Origin of the sequence: Streptomyces sp. 5-10 (assembly GCF_014712245.1) — a bacterium.
GTDB lineage: Bacteria > Actinomycetota > Actinomycetes > Streptomycetales > Streptomycetaceae > Streptomyces > Streptomyces violaceusniger.
Map to the genome: position 1 here is coordinate 33,692 of NZ_JACVYG010000042.1, position 17,929 is coordinate 51,620.

Annotated in this window: 18 protein-coding genes; 6 read left to right on the forward strand and 12 right to left on the reverse strand. The window is 70.6% G+C overall.

Annotation, left to right across the window (positions count from 1 at the left end):
• The first annotated feature begins 102 nt into the window (after positions 1–102).
• Positions 103–858, forward strand: a complete 756-nt coding sequence (locus IEJ02_RS34645; RefSeq protein ID WP_223864969.1) for an ABC transporter permease — start codon at positions 103–105, stop codon at positions 856–858.
• Between the two features lie 95 nt (positions 859–953).
• Positions 954–2,078, forward strand: coding sequence for an alpha/beta fold hydrolase (locus IEJ02_RS34650; RefSeq protein ID WP_191068475.1), 1,125 nt, complete (start codon positions 954–956; stop codon positions 2,076–2,078).
• 19 nt (positions 2,079–2,097) lie between these two features.
• On the opposite strand, the gene IEJ02_RS34655 is transcribed toward IEJ02_RS34650, so the two are convergent.
• The 3 genes from IEJ02_RS34655 to IEJ02_RS34665 form a co-directional block, all read right to left on the reverse strand.
• Positions 2,098–2,718 (reverse strand): class I SAM-dependent methyltransferase, encoded by a 621-nt coding sequence (locus IEJ02_RS34655; protein ID WP_191068476.1) that lies wholly within the window; start codon positions 2,716–2,718, stop codon positions 2,098–2,100.
• Between the two features lie 81 nt (positions 2,719–2,799).
• Positions 2,800–3,012, reverse strand: coding sequence for a DUF397 domain-containing protein (locus IEJ02_RS34660; RefSeq protein ID WP_191068477.1), 213 nt, complete (start codon positions 3,010–3,012; stop codon positions 2,800–2,802).
• A 1-nt stretch (position 3,013) separates the two neighbouring features.
• Positions 3,014–3,844, reverse strand: coding sequence for a helix-turn-helix domain-containing protein (locus tag IEJ02_RS34665; protein ID WP_166483083.1), 831 nt, complete (start codon positions 3,842–3,844; stop codon positions 3,014–3,016).
• 255 nt (positions 3,845–4,099) lie between these two features.
• On the opposite strand from IEJ02_RS34665, the gene IEJ02_RS34670 reads away from it, so the two are divergent.
• A complete protein-coding gene (locus IEJ02_RS34670) occupies positions 4,100–4,411 on the forward strand; it encodes a hypothetical protein (protein ID WP_191068478.1) in 312 nt (103 codons plus the stop codon).
• A 7-nt stretch (positions 4,412–4,418) separates the two neighbouring features.
• Positions 4,419–5,525, forward strand: a complete 1,107-nt coding sequence (locus IEJ02_RS34675; protein ID WP_191068479.1) for an NAD(P)-binding domain-containing protein — start codon at positions 4,419–4,421, stop codon at positions 5,523–5,525.
• Here IEJ02_RS34675 and IEJ02_RS34680 read toward each other — a convergent pair.
• Complete coding sequence (locus tag IEJ02_RS34680; RefSeq protein ID WP_317986002.1) at positions 5,496–6,578, reverse strand: LacI family DNA-binding transcriptional regulator; 1,083 nt, start codon at positions 6,576–6,578, stop codon at positions 5,496–5,498. The two genes, IEJ02_RS34675 and IEJ02_RS34680, sit on opposite strands and share 30 nt — an antisense overlap.
• Before the next feature lie 216 nt (positions 6,579–6,794).
• Between IEJ02_RS34680 and IEJ02_RS34685 the strand changes: the two genes are divergently transcribed.
• Both IEJ02_RS34685 and IEJ02_RS34690 read left to right on the forward strand, forming a co-directional pair.
• Positions 6,795–8,231 (forward strand): sugar porter family MFS transporter, encoded by a 1,437-nt coding sequence (locus IEJ02_RS34685; protein WP_191068480.1) that lies wholly within the window; start codon positions 6,795–6,797, stop codon positions 8,229–8,231.
• Between the two features lie 43 nt (positions 8,232–8,274).
• Positions 8,275–8,634: a universal stress protein gene (locus IEJ02_RS34690; protein ID WP_191068481.1), complete on the forward strand. Its 360-nt coding sequence runs from the start codon at positions 8,275–8,277 to the stop codon at positions 8,632–8,634.
• A gap of 60 nt (positions 8,635–8,694) precedes the next feature.
• Here the strand turns inward: IEJ02_RS34690 and IEJ02_RS34695 are convergent, their stop codons facing one another.
• The 8 genes from IEJ02_RS34695 to IEJ02_RS34730 form a co-directional block, all read right to left on the reverse strand.
• Positions 8,695–9,714, reverse strand: a complete 1,020-nt coding sequence (locus IEJ02_RS34695) for a LacI family DNA-binding transcriptional regulator (RefSeq protein ID WP_191068520.1) — start codon at positions 9,712–9,714, stop codon at positions 8,695–8,697.
• 138 nt (positions 9,715–9,852) lie between these two features.
• A complete protein-coding gene (locus IEJ02_RS34700; RefSeq protein WP_191068482.1) occupies positions 9,853–10,878 on the reverse strand; it encodes a LacI family DNA-binding transcriptional regulator in 1,026 nt (341 codons plus the stop codon).
• 2 nt (positions 10,879–10,880) lie between these two features.
• Positions 10,881–12,308, reverse strand: coding sequence for a BNR repeat-containing protein (locus IEJ02_RS34705; RefSeq protein WP_191068483.1), 1,428 nt, complete (start codon positions 12,306–12,308; stop codon positions 10,881–10,883).
• A 270-nt stretch (positions 12,309–12,578) separates the two neighbouring features.
• Positions 12,579–12,899: an L-rhamnose mutarotase gene (locus IEJ02_RS34710; protein WP_191068484.1), complete on the reverse strand. Its 321-nt coding sequence runs from the start codon at positions 12,897–12,899 to the stop codon at positions 12,579–12,581.
• Between the two features lie 11 nt (positions 12,900–12,910).
• Entirely contained in the window at positions 12,911–13,990 is a 1,080-nt protein-coding gene (rhaS, locus tag IEJ02_RS34715) for a rhamnose ABC transporter substrate-binding protein (protein WP_191068485.1), read from the reverse strand.
• Positions 13,991–14,019: 29 nt separating this feature from the next.
• Positions 14,020–14,991, reverse strand: a complete 972-nt coding sequence (locus tag IEJ02_RS34720) for an ABC transporter permease (protein WP_191068486.1) — start codon at positions 14,989–14,991, stop codon at positions 14,020–14,022.
• Complete coding sequence (locus tag IEJ02_RS34725; protein WP_191068487.1) at positions 14,988–16,031, reverse strand: ABC transporter permease; 1,044 nt, start codon at positions 16,029–16,031, stop codon at positions 14,988–14,990. Before IEJ02_RS34725 ends, IEJ02_RS34720 begins: the two co-directional genes overlap by 4 nt.
• Complete coding sequence (locus IEJ02_RS34730) at positions 16,028–17,815, reverse strand: sugar ABC transporter ATP-binding protein (protein ID WP_498067116.1); 1,788 nt, start codon at positions 17,813–17,815, stop codon at positions 16,028–16,030. Before IEJ02_RS34730 ends, IEJ02_RS34725 begins: the two co-directional genes overlap by 4 nt.
• Positions 17,816–17,929 lie beyond the last annotated feature (114 nt).

Sequence of the window (17,929 nt, forward strand, 5' to 3'; positions counted from 1 at the left end):
GCCTCCACCGAAGCACCCTCCACAACCACGCCGACGGCGCTCCTGCCCACAGCCTCCTGGAGCGGCGGCACCCACGTCCGGAATCTGCGCACGGTCCGGGTCATGTGGCAGCGCGAACTCATCCGGCTCTCCCGAAGCCCCGTCGGCCTCCTCATGAACCTGCTCACGCCTCTGATGTTCTTGATGGTCCTGGGGACCGGACTGAACTCCGCCATGCGCGACGCGGGCAACGACGCCGACTTTCGCTCCTATTTCCTGCCCGGCATGCTCCTCATGGTCGTCCAGGCGCCCGCGGTCAACACAGGCGTATCGATCGTATGGGACCGCCGGGCCGGTTTCCTCCGCGAGATGCTTGTCGCCCCGGTGCGCCGCGGCGCGTTGATCGCCGGTATCTGCCTGGGCGGCGCGACCGCCGCCACCGCATACGGCGCGCTGGTGCTCGGCATCGCCGGGGTGCTCGGCGTCACCTACGACCCGCTTCTGTTCGCACCGGTGTTGATGGAATTGCTGGTGACCACGCTCGCACTCACCGCATTGGGGGCGCTGGCCGCCGTGAGCATCACACGCATAGAGACCTTCCAGGCCGTGGTCGGCATCTCGATGATGCCCCTCCTCTTCCTGTCCGGAGCGCTCTTCCCCGTCAGCGGGCTCCCCGGGTGGCTGAACGGCGCGGTGCTGGCGAACCCCCTGACCTATGCCGTGGACGCGATGCGCCGCACGCTGTCCAACGCCGGCACCGGGGGCGGACCGCACTGGTGGGGCTGGCAGCCACCCGTCGCGGTGGAGATGGCGTTCGTCGGCGCACTGTCGCTGGTTGCCCTGGCCACCGCGGCACGGCGCTTCTCCAGGATCGACTAGCTTCCTTCCGTTCGGAGTCTTCTGGATCGGAGGGGGTAGGTGGCGTTCGTTCCACCCGATCAACGCCGCCCTCCCCCTACGGCCAGGAGAAACACATGCCCAGAGCGCTCGTCACCGGGATCGCCGCCACCGCCGTCGCCACCGTCCTGCTCACCGGCTCCGGAGTCGTGAGCGCCACCGCCACGGCCACCGCGCCACGCGAGCCGCACGCCACCGATGTCCGCCGGGTCCATATCCAGGACGACTTCGACTCGCTCGGCCCCGAGGTCCGGGCGCTGAAACTGGACTCGGGCCGCACCGCCCACTACATCGACGACGGCCCCCGGGACGGCAAGCCGGTGCTCTACATCGGCGGCACGGGCACCAGCGCCCGGGTGGCGCACATGACGGACTTCCTTCGCAGCACCCGGGAGTCCCTGGGCCTGCGGCTGATATCGGTCGAGCGCAACGGATTCGGCGACACCGAGTTCGACAAGAGCCTGGGGAAGGCCGACTTCGCGAAGGACGCGCTTCAGGTGCTGGACCGCGTCGGGGTGCGCAAGGTCAGTGTGATCGCCATCTCGGGCGGCGGGCCGTACGCCGCCGAGCTGGCGTCCCTGGCCCCGGACCGCATCCAGTCACTGCACCTGGCCGCCGCCCTGCCGCCGTACGGTGCGCTACGTCCGTACTGCTCGATGTCCGACGAGGAGCTGGGCAAGTCCCTGGAGAAGCAGATCGCCGACCCCCGGGTCTGGTGGGCGCTCCCGGACGACAGCCCGACCAAGCGCATCCCCGGCTTCGCCGACACCGCCTTCGAGGACGGCGCCCGCACCTACAACCAACGCGGCCAGAAGGCCGACCCCGCGGCTCAGGTGCATGAGCAGAAGCTCTACTGCCAGCGGCCCGGCCCCGATCTGTCGAAGCTGACGGCCCCCATCACCATTTACAGCGGGAAGAAGGACACGACCGTGCCGCCCAGTACGATCGACACCTGGAAGCAGCACCTGCCCGGCAATCCGGCCGTGCGCAGCTATGCCGACACGGGCCACGATGTGCAGTACCGGCACTGGGACCAGATTCTCGTCGACCTCGCCGGGCACACGGACCGCACGGTCATCTGCTACCGGGGCCACAGCACGATGCCACCTGCCCGGATCGCCGACCCGCTGGTCGAGAAGGGCCGGGCCACGCTCGGGACCTGCGCCTGGCAGAAGTCCGATGGGGACGGGCCCACCGGCTGAGGCGAGATCCCGAGACCCGTCACGGCCGCCGCGCCCAGAACAGCGCGTGGCCGCTGTCGCCCTCGGGGACGAACTCCTCGCCCTCGACGGTCAACCCCGCCCGGGTGAGCCAGTCCCGGTAGGTCGCGGCGTCGGCGTGGCTCCACCACATGGTGGTGCCACCGCCGAGCCAGTTGTCATCGGTGCCGGTCCAGGCGCTGTGTCCGGTGGTGCCCAGGAACCAGCCGCCCGGGCGGAGCCAGGTGGCGATCTTGGCGAGGAGGGGAGGTTGTTCGTCCAGGGGGATGTGGATCAGGGCGTAGAGGGAGATCACGGCGTCGAAGGAGGCCGCCGGGAACTCCACCGCCGTGGCGTCGGCCTGGCGGAACTCGGCCTCCGGCACGAGCTCCCGCGCCCGGCGGATCTGCTCCCCGCTGATGTCGACACCGGTCACCCGGTGTCCTGCGGCGCTGAGCACGCGGGCGACCGGTAGGCCGGAGCCGCACCCCAGGTCCAGCACGGTGGCGGCGGGCGGGATGCGCCGTTGGAGGGTGTCGAGCCAGGGCTGGTACTTGGTCTCGGTGGCGTAGGACTGCTCGTAGTGACGGGAGAGCGCGTCATAACCGCGCCTGACCACGTCCTTGGGGTCGTCAATGTCCACGGCGGAGCACGGTAGTTGGGGACGGGTGCGCTCCGCGAACGGTTTTCGGGCGCGAGACGATGCCCGCGCCCGGCAGCGCCGTCAGACCTTGCGCACTGCGGCGACGAACTCCGCCCAGGCCCTGGCGGGGACGACCAGGGCCGGGCCGTTCTTGTCCTTGGAGTCGCGGATGCCGACCTGGGCGGTGCGGGGCAGGTGGGCGATCTCCACACACATGGTGCCGTTCGCCTCGCTGTAGGAGGATTTGAACCAGGCGTCCTCGGGCGCGACGTTGGTTGCTATGCCGTGAGTCATGTCAGATCTCCCGTGCTAGTCGTTGCAGGAATGCCGATGTCTCGCCAGGAGCGAGAGCCGCGGCCCGCAGGTTCTCGAACCTGCGGGAGAAGGACCAGATCGTTGTTTCCTTGTCGCTGATGTCGGATCCATCGACGGCGTCGCTCTGCACCACGGACGGCAGCGGGGTGCCGAACTCCCATAGGTTGAAGTTCGTATGCGGCCGATACGCGGGTGTGGCCATCGGAAGGACCTGGACCGTTACATTGTCGAGCCCCAGCAAGGTCTCGATCTCCTGGTACTGCTCACGCATCACTTCGGAACTGCCGACGACTCGTCGCAACGAGGCTTCGTCCTGGATCACCCAGAGCTCCATGGGGTTGTCCCTGCGCCTCAGGGCCTTTTTGCGTTCCATCCGGATCTGGATGTGCCGCTCGACGAACTCGGTCGTGGTCTCCTCGACCGGCTTGGCAGCCTGGAACAGTTCCCTCGCGTAGCGTTCTGTCTGTAACAAGCCGAAGACCACGTTCGGCTGCCACGTCCGGCTGGTACGGGCCCCGTTCTCCAGACCGATGTGCATGCCTACCCCGGACGGAAGCACACTTCGGTAGACGGACCACCACCCCCGGTTGAGGGAGTCACGGTGGATCTGCATGAGAAAGTCCACGTCGTCCTCGGCCTCGACGCCGTATCGGTCCAAGAGGGCCTTCAGGTCCGCGGCCTTGGGCAGGGCCGAGAGGCCGTTCTCGACGCGGAACAGCTTCGTGGTGGAAAACGTCAACCCATCCACCGCCTCCGCGAGGGTGAATCCGGCTTCGTCCCGCAACCGCTTGAGCTCCCAGCCGAGTTGCATGCGACGGACCGTCGGTCCCGTTGGTGCTGCCACGAGTATGCCTCCCGTTGGGTCGAGCCTGCCATGCCGCCGTACGAGTTCTGAGTCTGGCAAGGGAGGCCCGGCGCATCAGGCCATTTGCTCACTCGGTCACATATGCCATCTGAAGCGGAAATTAGCTGTCATCTTGCGTGCCAGCTTCCGCGCAGCCGAAGCTGTTTCCGCCACCGCCTCATCACTCGCGGTAGCCGAACCTCGGAACGCCATGGAGCCCTCATGCCTTCATCACGCCCCCGCCTGCTGCCCTGGCCCGGACAGAACGGGCAGCCCTGCTTCCTCGTCACCGACGACACCGGCACCAGCTACCTCTCCCGGCTGGCCGACGAGATGGAAGCCGTACAGCTTCGCACCGGGGCCGACCTCCTTGGACATGCGCGACCACTACTCCGGGACCACCGGGCCAGCGCCCGTGAGCTGCGGTTCGTGGGGCATCGGCTCGCCGAGGCGCTGCATGACGCGCTGCGGGTGGCGGAGAGCCGGGGGCGGCGGCTGGAGGACCGGGAAGAGACCGCACCCGAGCAGAGTTAGTAGAAGCATGAACAACAGCGTGGACGTCGTGGTCATCGGTGCCGGACAGGCGGGGTTGTCCGGGGCCTATCACCTGCGGCGGGCCGGGTACGAGCCCGGGACGGACTTCGTGGTGCTCGACCACGCGCCCGCGCCCGGCGGGGCGTGGCAGTTCCGGTGGCCGTCGCTGACGTACGGCAAGGTGCATGGGATGTACGACCTGCCCGGTATGCGGCTGACCAGCGACGACGCGGATCCCGAGCGGCCCTCGTCCGAGGTGATCCCGGCCTACTTCGCACGCTATGAGCGCGCCTTCGAGCTGCGGGTCGTCCGGCCGGTGCACGTCGACGCCGTACGGGACGGGGGCGACGGCCGACTGCTGGTCGAGACCTCGGCCGGGACATGGGCCACGCGGGCGCTGATCAACGCGACCGGGACCTGGGACCGGCCGTTCTGGCCCCGCTACCCCGGGCAGGAGACCTTCCGGGGCCGGCAGCTGCACACCGCGCGGTACCCCGGGCCCGAGGCGTTCGCGGGGCGGCGGGTGATCGTCGTCGGGGGCGGCGCCTCCGGGGTGCAGCATCTGCTGGAGATCGCGGAGGTGGCGGCGGAGACCACCTGGGTGACCCGGCGCCCGCCGGTGTTCCGCGAGGGGCCGTTCGGCGAGGTGCAGGGGCGGGCGGCGGTGGCGCTGGTCGAGGAGCGGGTGCGGCGGGGGCTGCCGCCGCAGAGCGTGGTGTCCGTGACCGGGCTGCCCCTGACGGAGCCGATGCTGCGCGCCCGGGAGAAGGGGATCCTCGACCGGCTGCCGATGTTCGAGCGGATCACCCCGGACGGGGCGACCTGGGCCGATGGGCGCCATGTCGAGGCGGACACGATCCTCTGGGCCACCGGCTTCCGCGCCGCGATCGACCATCTCGCCCCGCTGCGGCTGCGTGAGCGGGGTGGTGGCATCGCCGTCGAGGGGACCCGGGCGGTCCGCGATCCGCGGGTGCATCTGGTCGGCTACGGGCCGTCGGCCAGCACGGTCGGCGCCAACCGGGCGGGCCGTGCGGCCGTACACGAGATCCGGGCGCTGCTGGGTGCCCCTGACGACAGCCAGCGGTCACCCGAGAAGGTCGCCGTCGGGCGTTGACCGGGTGCGGGGCGGGCCGGTGCTCCCCCGGACCGCGAGGGTGGGGTCGAGGACGATGTCCCGGTCGGCGGTGCGCCCCTCGTCGAGCCGTTCGGCGGCCGCCCGGACGGCGAGTTCGGCCGACTCGGCGGCCTTCTGCCGTACGGAGGTCAGGTCGATGAAGGACAGCCGGGCGAGTTGGCTGTCGTCGTAGCCGACGATGGACACGTCCTCGGGCACTCTGACGCCCGCGCGCAGCAATGTGCCGAGCAGCCCGTGCGCACAGCGGTCGTTCCCGGCGATGACCGCCGTGGGCGGCTCGGGTTGGGCGAGCAGGTCCCGGGCCGCCCGGGCGCCGGATTCCTCGGTGTAGTCGCCGGGGTGGACCCGGATGTGGTCGGCGAGTCCGTGGCGGCGCATGGCGGCGCGGTAGCCGCGTCGCCTCTCGGCGGCGGCGGGCATGGTGCCGCCGTCGATGTGTGCGATGGCGCGGTGTCCCAGTGCCACGAGGTGGTCGACGGCCTGGCGTATCCCCTTGTGCTCCGCGGTCCGGACGACGTCCACACCGGCGGCCCTCGTGCGCGGGTTGATCTCCACGATGGGGGTCCGGGTGGCGCCCGTGGTCAGGTGCTGCCAACTGGACGTCGCGCCAATGGTGATGACGGCTTCACTGCGCAGTCCGAGCAGTTCCTCCATCGCCTGGCGCTCGCCGCGGGTGGCGACCATGGCGTTGAGCACGAGGGTGTACCCGTGCTTCTGGGCCGCGGGGTACAGGGCCTCGACGATGCCCACGTCGTGCGGCTGGCGCATGGTGAACAGCACGCCCAACTGCCGACTGCGCGTGCGGCGCAGAAGCTGGGCGGCGGTGTCGGGGCGATAGCCCAGTTCCTCGGCCGCCTGGAACACGCGTCGGCGCGTATCGGGGCTCGCACCGGGCTGGTTGCGGAACACCAGTGACACCAGGGCCTGCGAGACGCCGACGCGTGCGGCAATATCGGACATGGTGGGGCGCTTGGGGCGCCCCACCGGGGTTCCCCGCTCGGCCGAGGGGCCGGTGTTCCCTGGATCCCCCATCCCCGCCTCCTCGCGCTTCATGTCTTGACATGCATCACACGCCGCCCTCATAGTACGTGGCACTTGTACGTACTAGTTGTACTGACAAACAGACAAAGGCTCTCCGCAGCCGCACGATCGTGGCTGGCCGGGCGGCCACTCACCCGACCTCGGGAAACAACCGGACCTGTCGGGGCGCCACCACGACCTCCGCTGCCTCCACGAGGAGACACGACGATGAACACCCGACTCGGCTCCGAGGACTCGGGCATCACACACCAAGACCCCGAACTGCCGCCGGACACCAAGGGACCCCATTCACGACGGCTCGGCCTGGTCGCCGTCATCGTGACCTTCGGCGGGCTGCTGTTCGGCTATGACACCGGCGTCGTCAACGGCGCCCTCGATCCCCTCACCAAGGACCTCGGGCTGACCGCGTTCACCGAGGGAATCGTCGTCAGCAATCTCATCTTCGGCGCCGCCTTCGGCGCCATGATCGGCGGAGTGCTGTCCGACCGGCACGGCCGCCGCCACAACATCCTGCTGCTGTCCCTGGTGTTCATGCTCGGCACCCTGGGCTGCGTCCTGTCGCCGAGCTGGCAGGTCCTCGCCCTCTTCCGCTTCATCCTCGGCCTCGCCGTGGGCGGCGCCTCGGCGACGGTTCCGGTCTACCTGGCCGAGATCGCCCCGGTCGAACGCCGCGGCTCCATCGTCACCCGCAACGAGGTGATGATCGTGACCGGCCAGTTCGCCGCGTTCGTCATCAACGCGGTGATCTTCAACCTCTGGGGCGAGACGGACGGCATCTGGCGGCTCATGCTCCTGGTCGCCGTCCTTCCGGCGATCGGGCTGTTCCTCGGCATGCTGCGGCTCCCGGAGAGCCCGCGCTGGCTGGTCTCCCAGGGCCGTGACGAGGAGGCGCTCGCGGTGCTGTCCCAGGTCCGCACCCCCGAGCGGGCCCAGGCGGAGATGGCCGAGGTCCACCGGCTCGCCGAGGAGGAGCGGGTCGCCAAGACCGCGGGCCGGGTGGACCTCGGGGTGCGATGGGTGCGCCTGCTCATCCTGATCGGGGCGGGCCTCGGCATCTGTCAGCAGTTCACCGGCATCAACTCCGTCATGTACTACGGTACGCAGCTGCTCGGCGACGCCGGGTTCTCGGGCGACTCGGCCATCATCGCGAACACCCTCAACGGCGCCTTCAGCGTCATCGGCATCGCGGTGGGCGTATCGGTCATCAACAAGATCAAGCGCCGTACCATGCTCCTCGGCGGGTTCGCCCTGACCACCACCTTCCACCTGCTCGTCGGGCTCTGCGCGCTGCTGATGCCCGAGGGCACCGCGAAGGCGTGGTTCATCCTCGTGTTCGTCGTGCTCTTCGTCTTCTCCATGCAGGCCACCATCGGCCCGCTGGTCTGGCTGATCCTCTCCGAGATGTTCCCGCTGAAGATCCGCAGCCTGGCCATCGGTATCAGCATCTTCGTGCTGTGGTTCGCGAACGCCCTGGTCGCGCTCGGCTTCCCGCCCGTCGTGAAGGCCATGGGGATCTCGAACACCTTCTTCGCCTTCGCCGCCTTCGGCGTGCTGGCCCTTCTCTTCATCGCGACCTGTGTTCCCGAGACCAAGGGCCGCTCGCTGGAAGAGCTGGAAGACGACTTCCGCACCCGCTACTCCTGACCTGACCCGCCCCGCCCCGCCCCGAGAGAAGGGCCCACGCACCATGACCGTCATCACCGCCATCGCCGAGGGCCGCGAGGGAGACCACGCGCTGGCCGCGGGAATCGCCGAGGCCCGGCTGCTGGGCACCGATCTGGTACTGGTCAATCTGCGTCTGTCGGCGCTGGACCGCTCCGGGGTGCCCGAGGACCTGGAAACCACCGTCGTCGAGCGCAGCGGTCCCGGCGACCGCGACCCCGTCGACGCCGTTCTGGACGAGATCGAGGCCCGGCCCGACGTCGACCGGCTGGTCATCGGCCTCCGCCGCCGATCGCCGGTGGGCAAGGCGCTGCTGGGCAGCGTGAGCCAGCGGCTGCTGCTGGAGAGCCCCGTTCCCGTCGTCGCGGTCAAACCCCCGGCCTGACCGTGGCCACCTTACGGACCGGCGCCTCTCCCAACGCCGCCGACATCAGCGAACCCCGGCTCAGGCGCCCGGTCTGGACGTGAAGGTCGAGTCCCGCACCACCAGCTCCGGCTGGAGCACGATCCGCCGGTGCTGGTGGGCGTCGGCCTCGTCACCGGTCTCCTCGATCAGCAGCTCGGCCGCCGTACGCCCCATCCGGAACGCCGGCTGGCGCACCGACGTCAGCGGCACCGCGGCCGCCGCGGCGAACTCGATGTCGTCGTACCCCACCAGCGCCACCTCCCCCGGCACCGACACCCCGGCCGCGAAGAGCGCCTGCAACACCCCCAGCGCCAGCAGGTCATTGGCGCAGAACACCGCCGTCGGCCGCGGGGAGATCCCCAGCAGCCGGGCGCCCGCGTCGCGGCCCGAGGCCACGTCCAGCCGCTCGGCCTCGATGTGCACCATCGACTCCTCCGGCAGCCCCTCCTCCGCGAACGCAGTGAGCAGCCCGGTGCGCCGGTCCTGGCACTGCGGGAGCAGCATCGGGCCGCTGACGTAGACCACGGAGCGGTGCCCCTGGGCGATCAGATGGCGCCCGGCGAGCGCGCCGCCCTCGATGTCGTCGACCGACACCGAGCAGCCGTCGGCGCTGGGCACCTCGCGGTCCACGAAGACGAACGGGATGTCGTGGCGCCGGAAGCCCTCCAGGTTGGCCCCGGTGACATCGGCCGGGGTGACCAGCACCCCGCGCACCCGGTGCTCGGCGAAGAGCCCGAGGTAGTCGGCCTCCTCCTCAGGACTCTGCGCGCTGTTGCACACCATCACCCCAAGACCCGCCTCCCGCGCCGCACGCTCCGCACCGCTCGCCACGTCCACGAAGAACGGGTTCGCCATGTCCAGCACCAGCAGCGCGATGATGCGGCTGCGCCCGGCGCGCAGCTGGCGCGCGGACTCCTGGCGTACGTAGCCCAGGCGCTCGATCACGGCCTGCACCCGGTCGCGCGTGGCCTCGGCGACCATCTCGGGCCGGTTGATCACGTTCGAGACGGTGCCGACCGACACTCCCGCCTGCCGCGCGACGTCCTTGATCCCCACCATGCGTCCCACGACCCGGGCCTCCGCCTTCCCGCGACCCACCGCGGCCGCGGGAACATGGTAGTGCGCTGTTCGACCGGTCGGGCAGGACCGGGCCGCCGCGGGGCCCGGGCCCCATGCCCCGGGGCCCCGGGCCCGGGCTCAGCCTCGGGCGCGCACCAGGCTCGATCCACGGACCACGAGCTCGGGCTGGAGGACGATCCGCTGGTGGCGGTGGTCCCCGGCCCGCTCCCCCGTCTCCTCGATCAGCAGCTCGGCCGCCGTACGCCCCATCCGGAACGCCGGCTGACGCACCGACGTCAACGGCACCGCGGCCGCCGCCGCGAACTCGATGTCGTCGTACCCCACCAGCGCCACCTCCCCCGGCACCGACACCCCGGCCCCGTACAGCGACTGCAGCACCCCCAGCGCCAGCAGGTCATTGGCGCAGAACACCGCCGTCGGCCGCGGGGACATGCCCAGCAGCCGGGCCCCCGCGTCCCGGCCGGACGTCACGTCCAGCCGGTCCACCTCGACATGGCGCAGCGCGGACTCGCCGAGCCCCCGCTCGCGCAGGGCGCGCAGCGCGCCCTCGCGGCGGTCGCGGCACTGGGCCAGCCGCATCGGTCCGCTCACATAGGCGAGGGTGCGATGGCCCAGGCCCAGGAGGTGGCGGACGGCGAGTTCGCCGCCGGTGACGTCGTCGACCGACACCGAGCACCCCTCGGCGCTGGGCAGTACGCGGTCGACGAGGACGAAGGGGATGGGCTGCCGCCGGAAGGAGGCGAGGTTGCGCCCGGTCATATCGGCCGGGGTCATCAGCACCCCGCGCACCCGCTGCTCGGCGAAGAGCCCGAGGTAGTCGGCCTCCTCCTCCGGACTCTGCGCGCTGTTGCACACCATCACCCCAAGACCCGCCTCCCGCGCCGCACGCTCCGCGCCCCGTGCCACATCCACGAAGAACGGGTTGGCCATGTCCAGCACCAGCAGCGCGATGATGCGGCTGTGGCCGGCCCGCAGCTGGCGCGCGGACTCCTGGCGTACGTAGCCCAGGCGCTCGATGGTGGACAGCACCCGGGCCCGGGTCTCCTCGGACACCGACTCCGGGCGGTTGATGACGTTGGAGACCGTGCCGACCGAGACCCCGGCCTCGCGTGCCACCTCCTTGATGCCCACGCCCGGTGCCATCGTCAGGAGGGGAGGGTGAAGTCGATGACGCGGAGGGCGGAGGGTGTGGTGCCGCTGGACTTCCGCTGGTACAGATACGACAGGACGCCGTCCTGGGCGAGCCGGGTGTCGTCCACGACGACCTCGCCGAAGGCGTTCAGCCCGCTGCCGTCGTAAACCGTCTTCCAGTCCGTCCAGCCCGAGGACTTGGAGGCTGCCACGATCCGGCCGTACGGCATCACCGCGTAGGCGTTGTCGTAAGCGTCGAAGACCAGGTGGCTGCGCTGGGTGGAGCCGGGCGCCACCGGGATCTCGGTCTTCTTCCAGGCGCCCGCCGAGTCCTTGAAGACGTGGAAGGTACGGCCGTATCTGGTGCGGTCGGCCACGTAGTCGGTGGTGCACTGCCCGAAGCGGCCGGGGACATAGCTGATCAGGGCGTGGGGCGCGCCGGCGGAGTCGATGGCCTGGCTCTCCTGGTTCATCAGCGAGTGGTCGGGGCCCAGGGGATCGACGACCGTTCCGGCGTCGCCGACCGCCACCGTGTCGGAGCCACCGGTGGTGCCGACGACGGCACCCGCCGCGGTGCGCCAGGTGCGGCCCCGGTCGGAGCTGTAGACATAGCCGGTGTCGTGGTTGGTGAGACCGCCGCTCGCGCACATCACGGCGTTGTTCTGCTCGCGCCAGGTGTAGAAGGCGTGCAGCCGCCCGTCGGGCCCGTAGTCGATGCCGTGCAGATACATGTTGCGGGCCGTGCTGGAGCCGTGCTCGCTGCTGTAGGTGCCGGTGGCCGAGGACCACTCGCCGAGGGCCCGCCACGTGGTGCCGTCGTACTCGGCGAGCGCGTTGCGGCCGTTGCCGGAGACACCGACGCGGTAGCTGAGCTGGAGCCGGCCCTCGGGGGTGGCGATGAACTGCGGGTAGGTGAACTGGGAGGTGAGCGCGAGGCCGTCGAGGGTGGTCTGGACGGCGCCGAACTGGCCGGTGGTCCAGGGGTGCCCGGCGGGGTCGTCCACCAGCCCGGCCACCGACTTCACATAGAAGAAGCCGCTGCTGTGGGAGTCCATGTTCAGGTGCAGCCGGCCGTCTGTCCGCGAGATCCCCATGGAGATGACGTTGTGGGAGTCGTCGGCGGTGAGCCGGTGCGGCAGGGTGACGGTCTGCCAGCTCCGCTGGGTGAGGGCGCGGCGCCCGATGACCGCGCTGCGGTCGGCGGTGTACCAGACGGCGTACTGATAGCCCTTGTAGGTGAGCAGCCCGTTCTTCTGGAAGGCGTTGTTGTTGACCAGGCCGTCGTACGACACGAAGTAGAGGGCCTTGGGGTCGAGTTGGGTGTCGGCGAGCTGGTGCACGGCCGGGCCGGGGGCGGCGACGGAATCCGGGGTCGCGTTCACGCCCGGGGGTGCGGCGGCCAGCAGGGCGGTGGCCAGGATGGCGATGGGCAGTGGTCTCATGTCCGTTCCTTTCCTGGTGCGCTTGTGGGGGGCGGAGCCCGGTTTCTGTCCCCGCCCCGCCCCTTCCCGAACCATGGGCTCCGCCCCTGGACCCCGTGAATTCCGGAGGCATCCCCCGCCCCCGGGGGCGGGACGAGGCGGGAGGCCGCCCGTTGAGCGCGGCGCCGTCGTGGCTGGTCGCGCCCACGCGGCGGAGCCGCACATCGACACAGCCCCGCGCCCCTTCGGGCGCTGCCCGAACCGCAGCGGACTTCCTGCCGCGTCCCGCGGCTACTCGAGGTGGAAGACCTCCGTGAGTGGCCTCATCGCCTCGTCCGGTTTCGCACCGTCGAGCGCCTCGAAGAAGGGCGCCATCTCGGCCTGCCAGCGGGCGTTGACCTCGGTGGCGGCCATCGCGGCCTGGGCCGCCTCGAAGTCCTCGGTCTCCAGATAGCCGACGAGCAGCCCGTCCTCGCGCAGGAAGAGCGAGTAGTTGTGCCAGCCGGTCTCCGACAGCGCCGCCCGCATCTCGGGCCACACGGCGGCGTGCCGCTCGCGGTACTCCTCGATCCGGTCCTGGCGGACCTTCAGCAGAAAACACACCCGCCGCATCGCCGACCGCCTCAGAAGTGGTACTTGTCGATGTTGGACTTCTCGAAGACGGTGGGCGGGCCGAGGATGACCTCGCCGTCCTTGCCGACCGTGTACTCGCCCAGCTTCCCGGCCTTGAACTTCTCGCCCTCGGCCCCGGTGATCTGCCCGGACGCGAGCGCGGCCGCCGCGTACGAACCGAGGTACCCGAGCTTCTTGGGGTCCCAGAGCGCGAACTGCTCGACGGTGCCGTCCTTGACGTACTTGCGCATCTGGTTGGGCGTGCCGAGGCCGTTCAGCACCACCTTGCCCTGGTACGAGGAGCCGCTGATGTAGCGGGCGGCCGCGGCGATGCCGACCGTGGTGGGCGCGATGATCCCCTTGAGCTTGGGGTACGCCTTGAGCAGGCCCTGGGTCTCCTGGAAGGACTTCTGGTCGTCGTCGTCCCCGTACACCGTCTTGACCAGCTTCATGTTCTTGTAGGCGGGCTTGCTCAGCTCGTCCTTCATGAAGCGGATCCAGGTGTTCTGGTTGGTGGCGTTCTGGGTGGCGGAGAGGATCGCGATCTGGCCCTTGTAGTCGAGTTGCTTGGCGAGGTGCTGGACCTGGCTGCGGCCGATCTCCTCTGAGCTGGCCTGGTTGATGAAGAGCTGGCGGCAGGCCGGGGCGGTGTCGGAGTCGTACGCCACCACCTTGATGTCCTTCTTCATGGCTTGCTTGAGCGGGCCGCACACCGCGTTGGGGTCGTTCGCCGCGATCAGGATGGCGTCCTGGCGCTGCTGGACCAGGGTGTTGATGTACGACACCTGGGAGGAGGCGCTGGCGTCGGACGGGCCGACCTCCTTGCCCTTGCCGCCGAACTCCCCGGCGGCCGTGATCCCCGCCTCGTCGATGATCTTCTCGTAGGGGTTGTTGATCTGCTTGGGCAGGAAGGCCAGTTTGAGGCCCTTCTTCAGGGGGGCGCCGGGGTCGGCCTTGGCGTCACTCTTGGCGGCGCCGCCGTTGTCGTTGTCCTTCTTGGTGGTGCCGCCGCAGCCGGCCAGGGCCACGGCCAGGGCACAGACCGCGGCGGCGGTGGCGGCGCGACGGCGTCCGGAAGAGGACTGGATCATGAGAGGACCTTTCGCGGTGCGTGGGTGGATCAGCTGGTCGAGGCGGCGGCGCGCCGGTGACGCCAGGCGCTCACGGTGGTGATCAGACGGGGGGTGAGGACGGAGGCCACCAGCAGCAGCCCGGTGACGATCACCTGGACCTCGTTGGCCACGTCGTTGAGGGTCAGCAGGTTCTTCAGGACGCCGATGAGCAGCACCCCGGCGACGGCGCCGAACAGCGTGCCCTTGCCGCCGTCGAAGTCGACCCCGCCCAGCAGGACGGAGGCGATGACGAGCATTTCGAAGCCCTGGCCGTTGTCGGCCCGCGCGCTGCCGTACCGCAGGGTGAACACGACCCCCGCGAAGGCCGAGATCAGCCCGCTGACCACGAACAGCAGCAGCTTGACGCGTTTGACGCGGATGCCGGCGAAGTACGCGGCGTCCTCCTGGGCGCCGATGGCGAACAGCGACCGGCCGACGCCCGTGGCGTGCAGCACCACGGCGGCGATGGCGGCCAGCACGATGAACAGCGCCACCGGATAGGTGAGGAAGGTGCCGGGCACGGTGGTGGTTTCCACGGCCCACTTGGCGTACGTCTCGGGGAAGTCGGTGACGGCGTTGGAACCGAGCACCACCGAGGCCAGCCCCCGGTAGAGCGCGAGCGTCCCGATGGTGACGGCCAGCGAGGGCAGCCCGACCCGGGTGACCAGCCAGCCGTTGAGCAGCCCGCCGGCCACCCCGACCAGCAGCACGATCGGCACGATGGTCTCGAACGCCCAGCCCGCGTCCCACAGTTGGCCGGTGAGCGCGCTGGACAGGCCGAGCATCGAGGCCACCGACAGATCCACCTGCCCGGCCACCACCAGCAGCGTCATCGGCAGCGCCATCAGCGCCACCTCGGCGATGTCGTTGAAGGCGAAGGCGAGGTTGTCGCGGCCGGCGAAGCCGTCCGTGGTGCCGAGGCCGGTCAGGAAGACGGCCACCAACAGCACCCCGACGGCGGTGTCCCACCTGAGCTTCATCGTGCGCTCCTGTTCCTCAGCGCGCGGGTCATCCGCACCCGTACGATCCGGTCCACGCTGATCGCCGCCAGCAGCAGCGCGCCGGCGATGGCGTCCTGCCAGAAGGAGTCGACCTTGAGCACGGCAAGGGCGCTGCCGATGGTGGTGAGCAGCAGCGCGCCCAGCGCCGCGCCCCACACCGTGCCGGTGCCGCCGACGATGGCCACGCCACCGACCACCACCGCGCTGACCACGGTGAGTTCCCAGCCGTGGGCGTTGTCGGCGACGACGGTGCCGAAGCGGGCCAGCCACAGCGCGCCCGCGAAGCCCGAGACGGCGCCGGAGAACAGATACGCGGCCAGCACCCGGCGCCGGATCGGCACCCCGGCCAGCCGGGCGGCCTCCGGGCTGGAGCCGATGGCGTACAGCTCGCGGCCGCCCCGGTAGGTGCGCAGGACGTACGCGGTCCCGGCGAGCGCCACGAAGGCGATCAGCGGGAGATACGGGATGCCCAGCACACTGCCGCTGCCGAGGTCCAGCACGGACTGCGGCACATCGGCGGCGTTGATCTGCTCCCCTTGCGCCCACCAGTAGTCGACGCCCTGGATGATGTAGAGCATCCCGAGGGTCACCACCAGCGCGGGCACCCGTCCGAAGCTCACCAGCGCACCGCTGACGATGCCGCAGCCCGCGCCGACGAGGAGGCCGAGCGCCAGGACCGTCAGCACCCCGTGGTCGGTGCCGGAGACGAACTTCCCGCAGGCGAAGGCGGACAGGCCCACCACGGAGCCCACCGACAGATCGATGTTGCGGGTGATGACCACCACCGACTGCCCGACCGCGAGCAGCACCAGGATGGCGGCGTTGAGCAGCAGGTCCTTGATGCCCTGGCTGTCGAGGAAGCGCGGTTCGGCGATCCAGGTGAACAGCACCAGCAGCGCGAGGGCCCCGGCGATGCTGATCTCCCGCGCGCGGAAGACGGCGTCGACGAGCGAGCGCGCCGAGCGGGCCGTCTCGGGCGCGGCGGCGGACTTGTCGGGTTTCTCGATGGTCACGCTCACGTGCGGGTCCCTTCTGCGGTGGCGCCTTCGGCGCCGGTGGGCCCGGTGGCGTGGGGGTGCCCGCTCGCGCCGGTGGCGTCGGTGCGCCCGCTCGCGCCCGTGTCACCGGTGGCGTCCGTGTGCCCGGTCGCGGCGGTGGCGCCTGTGCGCCCGGTCGCGGCGGTGGCGCCTGTGCGCCCGGTCGCGGCGGTGGCATCGGTGGGCCCGGTCGCGGCGGCCTCGCCGGGGAGCGCGGTCGCGGCGGCCTCACCGGCGACACCGGCGCCTTCGGCGCCACCCGTGAGCCCGGTCGCGGCGGCCATCACGGACTCCTCGGTGGCCTCGGCGCGCGGGATCTCGGCCACCAGCCGGCCCTCGTGCATCACCAGGACCCGGTCGGCCATGCCCAGCACCTCGGGCAGATCGGAGGAGACCATCAGCACCGCGAGGCCGTCGGCGGCCAGCGACGACAGCAGCCGGTGCACCTCGGCCTTGGTGCCGACGTCGATCCCCCGCGTGGGCTCGTCGACGATGAGCACCGTGGGCTCGGTCGCCAGCCACTTGGCGAGCACGACCTTCTGCTGGTTGCCACCGGAGAGCACCCCGACGTGGTCGGCGAGGCTGCCGTACTTCAGCTGGAGCCGGACCGCCCAGTCGGCCGCGCGGCCGCGCTCCAGCGCCCGTCGCACCAGCCCCGCGCGGCCCAGCCGGTCCAGGCCGGTCAGCCCGATGTTCCGCTCGATGGACATCTCCATCACCAGACCCCGCTGGCGCCGGTCCTCGGGGACGAGCGCGAGCCCGGCGTCCATGGCGGCGGTCGGCGAACCGGGCCGCAGCACCGCCCCGCCGACCCGCACCTCGCCCGCGTCCGCCCGGTCCACGCCGAACACGGCCTGCGCGACCTCGGTGCGCCCGGCGCCGACCAGCCCGGCGAGCGCGACGATCTCACCGCGCCGCACCTCGAAGGAGACGTCCCGGAAGACGCCCTCACGGGTCAGCCGGCGCACCGACAGCGCGGTCTCGCCGACCCGGCTGTCCTGTTTGGGGTAGAGCTCGGCCAGGTCCCGGCCCACCATGCGGCGGACCAGGGCGTCCTGGGTCAGCCCGGCCAGCGGCTCGGAGGCCACCCACCGGCCGTCCCGCAGGGTGGTGACCCGCTGGCAGAGTTCGAAGATCTCCTCCAGGCGATGGGAGATGAACAGCACGGCGGCGCCCTCGGCGCGCAGCGTCTCGACGACCGAGAACAGCCGGGCGGTCTCGCTCCCGGTGAGCGCCGCCGTCGGCTCGTCCATGATCAGCACCCGGGCGTCGAAGGAGAGCGCCTTGGCGATCTCGACGATCTGCTGGTCGGCGATGGACAGGCCTCTGGCGGGCCGGTCCGGGTCGAGTTCGACGCCGAGCCGTGCCATCAGGGTGGCGGTGGAGGTCCGTACGGCCTTGTGGTCGATCCGGCCGAGGGCCCGGCGGGGCTGACGGCCCATGAAGATGTTCTCGGCGATGGACAGATCGGGGAAGAGCGTCGGCTCCTGGTAGATGACGGCGATGCCGACGTCACGGGCGTCGGCGGGGCCATGGAAGACCACCGGCTCGCCGTCCAGCAGCACCCGGCCGGAGTCGGGCCGGTGCACCCCGGCGAGGATCTTGATGAGCGTCGACTTGCCCGCCCCGTTCTCACCGGCCAGGGCATGGGCCTCACCGGCGAAGAGCTCGAGCGAGACGTCCCGAAGGGCCCGTACGGCGCCGAAGGATTTGTTCACCCCCTCGAGGGCGAGGACCGGCACACCGGTCGAAGCAGGCTGGCTCACGGAGTCTCCTGACGCGTACGCAGGGGCGATAAATGAAATGTTTCAATGCCGGATTCCGGGAAGCTAGCGGCGCCCTATGCGGCCGTCAAGGGGGTGCGCACGGGATATACCCAC